General features: G+C 37.9%; 11 protein-coding genes and 1 pseudogene. 6 read left to right on the plus strand and 6 right to left on the minus strand.

All coding sequences use genetic code 11. The features are described 5' to 3' along the window. Positions 1 to 235: STAS-like domain-containing protein (locus A9239_RS07750; RefSeq protein WP_141706407.1), on the plus strand; the 235-nt coding region annotated here is incomplete at its 5' end. Then, entirely contained in the window at positions 228 to 878 is a 651-nt protein-coding gene (locus A9239_RS07755; RefSeq protein WP_048120846.1) for a PIN domain-containing protein, read from the plus strand. The genes A9239_RS07750 and A9239_RS07755, both read left to right, overlap by 8 nt. A 15-nt stretch (positions 879 to 893) precedes the next feature. Here A9239_RS07755 and A9239_RS18200 read toward each other — a convergent pair whose 3' ends face one another. Both A9239_RS18200 and A9239_RS18930 read right to left on the minus strand, forming a co-directional pair. Continuing rightward, entirely contained in the window at positions 894 to 1,016 is a 123-nt protein-coding gene (locus A9239_RS18200) for a type II toxin-antitoxin system HicB family antitoxin (RefSeq protein WP_080941652.1), read from the minus strand. 16 nt (positions 1,017 to 1,032) lie between these two features. Next, complete coding sequence (locus A9239_RS18930) at positions 1,033 to 1,245, minus strand: hypothetical protein (protein WP_141706408.1); 213 nt, start codon at positions 1,243 to 1,245, stop codon at positions 1,033 to 1,035. A gap of 488 nt (positions 1,246 to 1,733) precedes the next feature. Between A9239_RS18930 and A9239_RS07765 the strand changes: the two genes are divergently transcribed. Then, positions 1,734 to 2,033, plus strand: coding sequence for a hypothetical protein (locus A9239_RS07765; RefSeq protein WP_048120842.1), 300 nt, complete (start codon positions 1,734 to 1,736; stop codon positions 2,031 to 2,033). 485 nt (positions 2,034 to 2,518) lie between these two features. Here A9239_RS07765 and A9239_RS07770 read toward each other — a convergent pair whose 3' ends face one another. Continuing rightward, positions 2,519 to 4,312 carry a DUF262 domain-containing protein gene (locus A9239_RS07770; RefSeq protein WP_048155890.1) on the minus strand — a complete coding sequence of 598 codons (1,794 nt, stop codon included), beginning with the start codon at positions 4,310 to 4,312 and terminating at the stop codon, positions 2,519 to 2,521. Positions 4,313 to 4,503: 191 nt separating this feature from the next. Beyond that, positions 4,504 to 7,401 (minus strand): type I restriction endonuclease subunit R, encoded by a 2,898-nt coding sequence (locus A9239_RS07775; protein ID WP_052712890.1) that lies wholly within the window; start codon positions 7,399 to 7,401, stop codon positions 4,504 to 4,506. A 204-nt stretch (positions 7,402 to 7,605) separates the two neighbouring features. Here A9239_RS07775 and A9239_RS07780 point away from each other — a divergent pair, with 204 nt between their 5' ends. From A9239_RS07780 to A9239_RS07790, 3 genes are all read left to right on the plus strand, one after another. Beyond that, a complete protein-coding gene (locus A9239_RS07780) occupies positions 7,606 to 8,487 on the plus strand; it encodes a hypothetical protein (protein WP_048120836.1) in 882 nt (293 codons plus the stop codon). 117 nt (positions 8,488 to 8,604) lie between these two features. Next, complete coding sequence (locus tag A9239_RS07785) at positions 8,605 to 9,027, plus strand: hypothetical protein (protein WP_052712889.1); 423 nt, start codon at positions 8,605 to 8,607, stop codon at positions 9,025 to 9,027. After that, a complete protein-coding gene (locus A9239_RS07790) occupies positions 8,981 to 10,009 on the plus strand; it encodes a hypothetical protein (RefSeq protein ID WP_141706409.1) in 1,029 nt (342 codons plus the stop codon). Before A9239_RS07785 ends, A9239_RS07790 begins: the two co-directional genes overlap by 47 nt. A gap of 4 nt (positions 10,010 to 10,013) precedes the next feature. On the opposite strand, the gene A9239_RS07795 is transcribed toward A9239_RS07790, so the two are convergent. Beyond that, positions 10,014 to 11,255 (minus strand): restriction endonuclease subunit S, encoded by a 1,242-nt coding sequence (locus A9239_RS07795; RefSeq protein WP_048120832.1) that lies wholly within the window; start codon positions 11,253 to 11,255, stop codon positions 10,014 to 10,016. Continuing rightward, positions 11,245 to 11,466: pseudogene (locus A9239_RS19430) on the minus strand (hypothetical protein); the annotation flags it as partial. The gene A9239_RS07795 and the pseudogene A9239_RS19430, both read right to left, overlap by 11 nt.

Below are 11,466 nucleotides of genomic sequence, written 5' to 3' on the forward strand. Positions count from 1 at the left end.
GCTATCTTTTGCAGAAGTGAATGAGCTTACACCTGCCTTTTTGAATTCGGCAATAGGACAGCTTTACGGCTGTTTTCCTGCAGAGCAGATTGAGAGCAACCTCTTATTCACGGATATCTCCGAAGAAGATGAGATCATCCTTAAGAGAGTAATCGAGCGGGTGAAAACCTATTTTGAACATGCATATACCTGCAGAAAGGCGCTGAAAGATGTGCTTGGAGGAGAAGATGCGTAAGAGCGTTCATCAAGCAACCGTTTTTCCGGTGAGGCGCCGCCCAAGACTTCGCGCCGGAGGGCCAAGACCCATAAAACCTGCTCCTGTAACGGTGCATTCCATAGAGATGTATGATTTTCCAGAAGGCAAAAGCTACTTCTTTGATACCAACATCTGGCTGTACATCTACGGCCCAATCGGCTGGCCTGACCAGCGGTCGGATGCCTATTCAAAGGCTTTGAAAGAAATAATTAATTCCGACGGCACGATCTATATAAACTGCATGATAATTTCAGAATTCATAAACACCTTCGCCAGAATCGAGTTTAAGCAGCAGACTGAGTTTACAAGGTTCAAGGAATTTCGAAACTCTCTGGCATTTCGGGCAATCGCCCAGGATATAGCCTATAACGTAAGAAAAATTCTTAAAAATACCCTCGCCTGCGATCCCGAAATGGAAGCTATAGATCTTCCTGAAGTCATGGACATGTTCGAGCAGGGTAAATACGATTTCAACGATCTTCTCTTTGCCCAGATATGCCGAGCAAAAAATATGGTTTTCGTAACCCATGACAAGGATTTCAGTGAACTTGGAGTTGAAATTCTAACTGCAAATGAGAGGGTGGTAGATGTGGGGAGAGAAGGAAAAGAAGGAAGAGAATGACCGGTTTTTAGCTTCTTATTTTTCAGGCTCAATCTCAAGATAGAGTTCAGTTGATTCTTTTATTCTTCTGTTTAATTTGTCAATGGTCTCTGCCTGCGTGTGACATCCAGGAAGTTCAGGTATCGAAGCTACGTAAATGCCGTCTTCGTCCTGTTCAAATGTCGATTTTCAAATCAATTTTAAAAATGTGTTCCGGAGTGAATTGTTTTTTATCATTAAGGATGATCCCTCTTTTATAAAACTGAAAGTCAGGGAATACGACAAAATAAACCACTGCTCCCAATTTCAAAAAATATCCTGGAATTAATCTCTTACTTGAATATTTCTTGAATCTGCTTGCCTGATAAATGATTTTGTGCCAGCCCAAATCCAGGCCACCGTTCCCGTCGGGAAAGTTTTTCCCTCCAAAAAATAAATACAACTTTCTGAAAATATTGGGTGATACAGATCTTCCAGCCCTTTATATTTAAAAATTTTCACGATTTCCTGTGTCTTTTTATCCTTGAAGTATACATCAAAAATGGGTCCTTTGATTTCTCTGAGACCGATATAACACTTGTTTTCCAAACTGATCCTGCCTATTATCTGATTGAAAATCCCTAAAAACCATGAATGCTCTATATTTCCAAAATCATAAAATCTTCAAACAGGGTCCCTAAATAGATAATTCTTAATAGAACAGGGAATAACTGAGATTTTTTCCTCACGACAAATTTATCATTTATGCAAATAAAAATACTATTGAATTCCATTGTACTGGTTGAAAAAGCCGGCTTGACGGCTGCCAGAAAAAGGTTACTGAAAAATTAATAGCAGTGCTCTTATAATCAGATTTACCGAACCGGGGAGAAGATAATGCCTACAAAAGAAGAGCTAGACAGCCAGATTATGGACCTCTGGGATGAGATCTTTGATCTTGACGACAAAAGTAAGGAAGAATTAGAGGCTAAGTATGCAGAATGGCGGGAAGTAGAACCGCGACTGGACGAAGGAGTAGATGAACTCGTAATACATATTGAGTCAATGAAAGGAATCAGTGAAGAAAGCCTGCTTATCTACAAAGAGGTTAAAAAAATCAAAGTCAGGTACAAGCAGCAGAAGGATGAGATACAGGCAAAAATAGATGCGCTGAATAAGGAAAAAGAAAAGATATAAAGATGTCACTGTTTGATTTTTCAGGAAAAAGCCGAAAATTAAGATACCTTCAATACATTTCATAATTCTTTTGTTCTTGTTTTTTCATGCAAGGCTGCTACTGGTAAGTTATTCAAAAGTAAATTTCTTGAGAAATATATTTTCCGCGCATACTGCTCCCCTCTTCCACACCTACCGTTTTTAGTTTTTGATCCTTCACCAAACCGATCCGCGACAGAATCTCTAGATCGTGAAATCCTCAAACCGGACCCCTGAATGCAAAATTTTTGATAGCGACCGGGAATTCCTAAGATACTTGTTAAAAGCTGAAGAGGGGGTTCTGGAATTTACTGGGAATATCTCTTGAGGAACTGGGTGGTGTGAAGGAGGTCGTTTGAACTTGCCGGGATCATGGAGTCTGAGGATGTTCTAAGGGTGCTGGAGAGGAATAGAGAGAAAAGAGTTCTCTGTTGAAAAGGAAAAAAGAGGATTTCATAAATAATTTGTTATTCTTCTTCCCTATGAATAACAGGCTTTCCCATTGCTTTTTCTATTCTTTTAAGAATTGCTTTTTTACGAGTTTCAAAGAATTTATTGAAATCATCATTCCTGATAAGTGAAGGTTCTATTACATGACTTGAAAGTATTTCATTCATCCTGAATTCATCGATTCCTGCAGTTTTTTGAATCTTTTCTACGTAGAAACTCGGTGCACTGCCACCTATTATACGGTTGGTTTTTGCAGAAAGGGGCGTTTTGTTGATAATGCTGTTGTACTCATCTTGGCTAATTCCATGGTTTTTACACCAATCTTGAGGAAAGATATGATGAATATCGATATTGTCCTCATAGTATGTCTGGATATCAATTGGCTCACCGGTTCTGAAGTCTATCCCTCCATCCCTCATGAGAAGCGCATAAATTCCTTTGTATGCTGCACTATTACGGGTTCGAAGTGTGTTAAGGCGTTCCGGGTCAAAGCTTGCTTCCTTTACAGTTGAAGGTTCTGGACCTCCATTGATCCAATCGAGAAGTTCAAGTAAGTCTTTTGCAAAACGGGTCTCTATGGCACTTCCATATAATTCTCCCAGCACACCGCACCAGTACCACTGGAATATTTTCTTTCTAACTCCGTCTGTATCGGCTTCGTCTCCAAGTACTGCAAGGGTTGCGGCTAGCGGAGTTATCTGAGTTCTATAGGGAATATCTCTAGGTGTGAATACATTTTGAATATTGAGAAGTTTTGCAGCCTTTTCAAAACCTTTGGCAACTTTATCGGCATTTTCTGTGTATTCTTCCAGTTTCATTTTGAGAATATCTTTACGCTTACAGCTGACAGCAGGGGCTTTTTCTTCAGCTTCTCCTTCCTCAAGTTTTTTTATCCTCTTTTTTAAAGTGGCTAGAAGACATACGGCTTGAAGGAAGTCTGTATTTTCTATACCTTGCAGTACACTAAATTTCTTTAAATGACTATTACGGATTCTCTCCCAGTCTTCTCTAAGATTAAAATTATCCGCAGCAAAGGTTGCTGTAAGAAGTTCAAATACAGTAAGCGTTACACCGCCAGTATTGACCTTTTCAAAAACGAGGCATACAGCTTCTTTTGGTGTACTATTGTTCATCATTATAAGGGGGATCTGATATTCCACAAAGCGGCTTATTACTTCCTTTTCAAATTCGCTAAACATCATTATCTTGTTTTTTCCGTATTCTCTGTTCCACCAGTACTCCTGATACGCCATCCGCCAGTTAGAGCTGTCCAGAATCTGATTAAGTGGAAATAGACCTGCTTCAAACTCATTTTCAGGTGTGGAGTAATCCTCGATAGATTCCCCCCTGAAGTTTCTGACAATTCTATCTTCAGCGATGCTCCTGATACAATCTTCTCTATCCACGTATGGATTAAGGGATCTTTCAATATCGATGTAATAGTGCCTTTTAATCGGTTTTTTCCTTATATCTTCAGTATCAACCGCTTTTTTTCTCAAAATAGACTGGTAGAGTGCAGTTAATCTTTGCTGTCCATCAAGAATCAGCTGACTCGGTTCTGGTTGTGGATCAAGTATCAGACCTTCGATGAGTCTTGGCTTAAAACGAACCTCATCGTTCCCAGTTTGAAGCATCATTACAGCTCCGATCGGAAAAGAAAGGGAAACACTCGCGAGCAAGCTTTTTATGCGTTCATCGTCCCAGACCCAGCCACGCTGAAAGTCAGGAAGTTGAACTTTTCCGATTGTGATGTCTTTCAGTATATCTTTCATGAACGACTTTGTGCTGTCAAAAGTTGTAATCGCACTCATTTTTTACCCTTCGGTTATTTCAGGATCTGTCTATCTACTAATGGGAAAAATTTAAAAACCTTCCTAAAACGTTTAAATCGAATAAATAGGAAATTAAGGAACAGTGAAGAATGAGTACATCTGTTCCTTCGATAGATAATAAATTATTAAAGAATTAACTACTGACCAAAAGTGAATAAGTGAACAGAAAATTAATAATGTTCCCTTATATATTCATAAGCTTTATCGAAAAGCTCCTGATCTTTGTGAAGCTTGTATTTCAACAATGTTTTGCGCAGAGCTTTCTTTATCTCTTTTTCACCCGTATCAGTCCACTGCCAGCCGTCAAATCTGGTATATTTTACAACGCTATCGATGTCGTTTACTATTTTTTCTACTATTACTGGGGTTTGCTCGATTTTACATTCCATAAATAATTGAGTAAGAGCTTCCTTTGTATTGTCAACAGGTTCAGCAGGAGTTTCTCTTTCAAGTATGACAGTTTCCTTTGCAATCTCAAGAAGTCCTTTTAAGAATTCAATGCTATTGATTGTATTTTTATAATGTTTGTTTTTTAGCTCTTCAAGTTTTTTACCCAGCTCTTCAAACCGTGGATCGTTTGCATTCTTGTGTAGCTTCCACTCAATTTTTATTTCAATATTTTTAGCTCTCTTGGATGCTTCTTTTTCTGAGATTTTCTCAAGGATATCTGCATCCATTATAAGCGTTTCAAGATCATCTCGAATTATTTGAACGGTGGTGTTCTCATGTATAAGATCAAGAGTTTTAGGACCAAGTACATACCATACAAGTTTCCCATTGCTGTCTGTTGGTCTTATAGATTGATATACCTGAGTGAGCCATTTGTAATCGGTTTCATACGGATTTAAAAATGAGTCTGGAGAGAGAGCTTCCCAGTGTCTCGCAAGATATGAATAATCTGCTGCAAATTGATCCCTTCGTTCATTTGTGAGCAGACATTCCTGGGCGGGAAGTAACCCCTCGTATCCTTCAAGACTCCGGTCAATTCCTTCAAAATAAGCTAAGCATGTTTCAAGGGCAAGCGGGAATTCGTCTTTTAATTTGTTAAGATTAGATATTACGTTCTGTATCTCTTTAATATCAAAGTTGAGAGCATTTGCAACATTATCAAAGATCCCTAAATAATCAACTACAAGCCCATGATCTTTGTTTTTATACGGACGGTTTACCCGGCAAATTGCCTGAAGAAGAGTATGGTCTTTCATGGGTTTGTCAAGATACATAACCTCATTAATTGGAGCATCGAAACCTGTTAAGAGTTTAGAGGTTACAATCAGGAGTTTGAGAGGGTCAGACGGGTCTCTGAAACGATCCAGCAGTTTTGCGAGTTCATCATCAGTTAGTGAGTATTTATCTTTCCAGTCTTCCGGGTCTTTTTGTCCTAGAGTCATAACAACAGCAGACTCCTCTGGACTCAGGTATTTATTAATTTCCTGTTTGTAGAGATGACATGCCTCTCTATCGAAAGTGACGATTTGACCTTTAAAATTACTTGGTTCTATATGTTCTTTATAGTGATCCACAATGTTTTTACAGACCTTTCTTATCCGATCTGGAGACTTTACAAGTACACCGAATTTTGCGGCACGTTTTGATAGCTGGATTTTATCATCTTCTTCCAGCTGGTCAATCATCTCATGGAAGGCTTCATCAATAGCTTTCTGGTTGATATGGAGTTCTACGGGTCTTGGTACAAAATAGATTGGAAGGGTTGCTTTATCTTTCAGTGACTGCTCAAAACCGTATTTATTCATGTACCCGTTTTTATCTTCTTCAGCCCCAAAAGCCCAGAAAGTATTTCGATCTCTTGTGTTTATCGGAGTGCCGGTAAGCCCGAAAAGAAACGCATTTGGCAGGGCTTCTCTCATCTTCTTTCCCAGATCGCCTTCCTGAGTCCTATGGGCTTCGTCAACCAGCACAATGATATTATCCCTTTCATTTAAAATGCCGTCTGCCTCTGCGAATTTATGAATTGTAGTAATGATTATCTTTCGTGTATCCTGCTCAAGTAAGCGTTTCAACTCTTCTCTTGATTCCGTTGTTACTGTATTTGGAATATTTGCAGCATTGAATGTACCGGTAATCTGGGAGTTCAGGTCAATTCGATCCACAACAATGATAACAGTAGGACTTTTAAGTTCTGGATTCTGCCGAAGCTGCAGAGCTGCATAGACCATCAGTAGAGACTTTCCAGATCCCTGAAAATGCCAGATAAGCCCTTTTTTGATCCGACCTTCAATTACCCTTTTTATTATCTGCTTTGTTGCTTCATACTGCTGGTACCGGCAGAGAACTTTGATTTTCTGGCTGTTCTGGTCCGTGCTGAATATTGTAAAATTCTTCGTAATATCAAGCACAGTTTCCGGACTTAACATCAGGTTTACAGCATGTTTTACTTCTTCCAGTTGCTCAAAAGTAGTATCCGTAGTTTTTCTCCAGGGCTGCCACTTTTCGATCGGAAGCTTGACCGACCCTACACGATAATTTTTCCCTTCGCTTGCAAAACAGAAAACGCTTGGCACAAATAATTCCGGAACGGATTTCTGATACTCATCAAGCTGAATAGCTCCATCAAGCCAGGATATTGAAGGTCTCACCGGACTTTTTGCTTCCCCAATGACCAGAGGAATCCCGTTTACCAGTAGTACAAGGTCTGGTCTTCTGTTCAGGTTTCTTTTCGGTGTGAAACTGTACTGAGTGGTAACTATGAATTCATTGTTTTCCGGCTTCTCGTAATCAATCAATTTTATAGAAACGTGTTCCCCTCTCTCTCCAAAAGGCATGGTTTTTTCATTTTTGAGCCACCGGGAAAATTCTTCATTGGCTTTTACAAGCCCTAAGCCTCTGACAGAAATGAGAATAGCTCTTAATTTATAGATGATTTCATCTGCACGGTTTGGGTTTTCTGCAACGAGAGGGTTCAATCTGACCAGTGCATTTACAAGATTTTCTTCTACAAGAATATCTGATTCTGCCCTGTTGAGTTCACTTCTTGGGACAAATCTCCATCCAATATTCTTCAATAGATCCCGAATAAAATTTTCAACTGAATTTTCCTCGTTGAACACCAGAAACCCATTCCTTTTAATTAAATCTTGAGTAAAACTATTGTAACATATTTTTGATTACCTCTAATTAACTTTTACTAAATATAATAGAATATTTTTGTATTAATTATATGTTTGAAGACCTAAACTCCATTTGTAGTGAATGATATTTACCCCCTGCAAACTTACAAAAAAATTAATACTTGTTGAGTGATATCTGTAAATATGACAATTCCATCTGATTTTGAAAAGCTTGTTAATAGAGTTGAAGAGACCTGGGACAAACCTGGAATGATAACAGACGATGATTCTCTCTGGTACAACTTCTGTATAGCTGCGCTTCTTGGTGGAAACCTGACTGATGCAGAAGTAAATTATGAATTCAATATTCTCAATAAATATAGGCTCCTTGACCGAGAAAAGCTGGATTACGGCTGGATCATGACAGCAAAGACTCATTTGTTGGCTGAAAAAGAGGCTGTAGAAGAGCCAAACAAAAGAGGGAAGATTGCCGCTATCAATAAACTGGATGCTGGAATCACAGATATTGAAATTATCCTAAAGTCTGCAGATTCTGTTTTTAACTCTATAAAATTAAATGCCGAATACATTCAAAGTATATCTGAAGATTTAGATCAACAGAAAAACCTGCTTGTAGAAGTTGCTTCTTCAAATGAGGCTTACAAGATCATAGGACTAAAATCAGCATGGCACAAAAATAAGATTTATGGAATAGCTTATACCAAAGCTTTGATCTGGCTTCATAATTGTGGAATTTGCCTCGACCTGATTCCAAATAACAATCATTCAATTAAGTTTCTGGAAGAATGTAAAGTACACACAACTAATGACTTTTTCGTTGTTAATACGCACTTTTCCTCGATTTGTGAATTGATAAAAGCAGATATTTATTTTGCAGGGATTGCTCTCTGGTATTATGAAGCAACCAGAAGTCTGGTTCCAAGTAACTTTAGAAATCAGTATTCTCCAAAAAAGTTGATCAAAATAATGGATAAAAATAATCTGGATTTAAATGACATTTCGGATATGATTGCAGACATAGAGCGTGTTGAAGAACTTAAATCCCTCTTGAAATCAAAATCTTGAAATAAACGACAAATACTAATAGTGCATATAGGTAATAGTGCTTCAGTATTAAGCACTACAACGCTACAGATTTAATTAAAAATTATACAAAAAATGCGGTTGTTACAAGGGGATTGTATGCCAGAAGAGGACAAATCCAGTTCCAGAAAAGCTTTCATTCTTGAACTTCTCTCAGGACTGGGTAAAATAGAAGGCAGAACCAAATTACAAAAAATAGTATTTTTAGGACAAATGGAGCTTGGGCTCCCTGAATTTTTCAAATTCGATAAATATCACTACGGGCCTTATTCCTGGGATCTTACTGAAACCATTGAAGATTTGATTGCAACCGGCTACATCAAAGAAGAAAAAGAGCACTGCGGAGATTTTGTCACATATGTCTACAAGCTTTCGGATTTTGCCCAATCCGAAATTAAACTTCCATCCGAATATATCCCTGGAGATAAAATAGAGACCCTGAAAAAACTTTCTGAACTTCCCAGGAGTGCAATAATTGAATACGTCTACAGGAAATACCTCCCAGAAAGACTTAATGCATAACGGTTTTCCTTTAGTTATCAAACCTCTTGATTACGTGGAATCTGAAGAAATTAAGAAACTAATCTTTGCTTTTGAAGACGACAGGACTCTACGTAACTTTTTTATAAAACAAACTTTTTCAGGCCTATCTTCAAAAGACGATTCCCAAGAAATAAGCAAAGAAAACAACACTTACCAGTACTTTTTTGACTTCATCCGGGAATCCCGCCTACTTCCCAAAGCAATGCCCGGAAAATCAACCTCAAAATACTATACCTATATTTCCAACCTGTCCAATATCGCAGATCAATTATTCTCCAATACAATAAACAGATCTCTTGCTCATGTTTGTGAAAAAGCCGAAAAAATAGGGATAATAACTCCTGACATTTACATTGACTCGGTACAACACAAAGGAAAGGAATTCGATAAAGTCACTTTCGCAGATGAAGAATCTAATTCTGAAGACTTTCCCCTTTGCACTCCCGAAAAGTTTTGTTTCTACAAAATCTCAGAAGCCCTTTATGAAATCTGGATAAAACCAGAATATACCGGCTTGTTTCTTGAAGTCTGGGTTTACCATACCTTAAAAGAACATTTCAAATCAAATGAAGATATTGAGATCTTTCACAGTGTACAGGTATACAACAAAGGAGCGAGAGAACAACCCGAAACAATTGAAGCCTTAATCGAAAGCAACTCTTCGAAATCTGAAATCTCGGAAGTTACTGAACTTGATGTCCTTATCACAAAGAACGATAAACCTGTTTGTATCATAGAATGCAAAAACACCGAAGCGAAGATGTATGATGTCATGAAACTCTATGGTGTAACCCAATTACTAAAAATAGATAATGGAATTATGGTGACTAATAAGTTCCATGAGTCTAAAGGTATAACTAATTTTGAGAACCTTCATATTGTTTCTGATGCGATCAATAATCTGGATTTTCCTAAAAATGTTGTTGAAATGGTGGAGGAAATTATAGGGCACTCCCCCTGAATTTTCATGAAATGATTACTGGAATACACTTAAGCATTAGATTCCCTGAGAGCATTTCATTTAATATTTTCTTTTTGAGGTGACCAAGATTACTTAAACTTAAATGATATGTTTCTATTATACTGTCTATATTCTCAAAAATACTAACTATCTTTTTTTGTTCTTCTAAAGAGCTAGGCAACGCAATTTTTGTTTTTTTAACTATATCAGTATTTAAATTTCCTTGAGTTCCAACTTGTCTTTTATTCTCAAATTCTTTTTCACTCTTTAGTAATACATAAAACAAAAAGTCATTGATAATTCCTTTCTTTATATCAGAAAATAGAACGAATCCATCATGTATACAGGCATCCATATCAACAATTACAGGCTTACCTATTGTAGCACATATGCTCATTATCAGATCCCCTCTATGCACTGGTACACTTTTAGAAACTCCTAACTCCGAGAGATATTGAGATGTTTTATTGATATATTTATATGTGGAGGTAACATCTGCAATCCTGATCCAACCAGTCCCTTCTGAATCAAAATATCTAGAATCGTTAATTGGACGTGGTGATGCTCCTCTCCTCACATTTGATATATTCCCTAATCTCACAACTTCCCATTCCTCCGGAATCCTCCCCAGTTCACTATCTTTAAATCGGGTATGCCCAATTCCTTTTGTCAGCAGTTCATTAAGAAGCCCCTGTTTGAGTGTTTCAGTTGTTTCTATGAGTTTTTCGGTTTTCTGGATGTTATCTTCGATGGACCAGAGAAGTCCAGAGATCTTCTTTTGTTCTTCGATGCTTGGAAGCCAGAATTCCTGTGCGGCAAGGTTTTTCCATTTTATTGTTGGGGACATTGATCCTTCGGAAATTGAGTGTGCAGTCTTCCAGAAGATACTTGATTGCATGAAACAAGGTAAAAAGTCAGGGTAGATTTTATCTCCCGTTGGGCGAAGAACCATTGAGTGAGCTGAAACTACAGCGTCTCGGTCGCTTACTGCAACTTTTCTCAAATATGCACGGCGTTTTCCGAAAATGATGTCTCCTTTTTTACAGAGGAATTTTGTTGCGTCAACATCTTCCGTTGAACCAAATCTCTTGATTCTTATACAGTCAGTGTCCAGATGCTCCAGGCCAATGTAGTCTTTGAGTCCTGATTCGATAGGTTTTTCTATCCTATCTGTAACAATTGTGGCAATTTCATCAAATCTTACTTTTTGCCAGTTTGGAGGAACGTTTTTCAGGTTACTGGTCATTTAATCCTACCTCTGATAAGATTGAAAATATCTCTTCATTTGCTTCTTTTATTCTCTGGCTGCTTTCTGTCCATTCCTGAATCAGTACTTCTAACGGTTCTTTTACTTCTCCAAGATCGTACTTCTCGACATAGAGAGGTACGTTGAGATTGTAGTCGTTTTCTTTCACTTCTTTTATCGTGGCAACGTAAGATTTTCTGGAGACATTCTC

It is taken from the genome of Methanosarcina sp. A14, from assembly GCF_001729375.1.
Taxonomy (GTDB): Archaea; Halobacteriota; Methanosarcinia; order Methanosarcinales; family Methanosarcinaceae; genus Methanosarcina; species Methanosarcina barkeri.

Excerpts from the sequence above, each read along its gene's own strand:
- A9239_RS07785 (WP_052712889.1), top strand. The coding sequence starts at position 8,605 with ATGCCAGAAGAGGACAAATCCAGTTCCAGAAAAGCTTTCATTCTTGAA.
- A9239_RS07795 (WP_048120832.1), bottom strand. The coding sequence starts at position 11,255 with ATGACCAGTAACCTGAAAAACGTTCCTCCAAACTGGCAAAAAGTAAGA.
- A9239_RS07770 (WP_048155890.1), bottom strand. The coding sequence starts at position 4,312 with ATGAGTGCGATTACAACTTTTGACAGCACAAAGTCGTTCATGAAAGAT.
- A9239_RS07780 (WP_048120836.1), top strand. The coding sequence starts at position 7,606 with ATGACAATTCCATCTGATTTTGAAAAGCTTGTTAATAGAGTTGAAGAG.
- A9239_RS07755 (WP_048120846.1), top strand. The coding sequence starts at position 228 with ATGCGTAAGAGCGTTCATCAAGCAACCGTTTTTCCGGTGAGGCGCCGC.
- A9239_RS07765 (WP_048120842.1), top strand. The coding sequence starts at position 1,734 with ATGCCTACAAAAGAAGAGCTAGACAGCCAGATTATGGACCTCTGGGAT.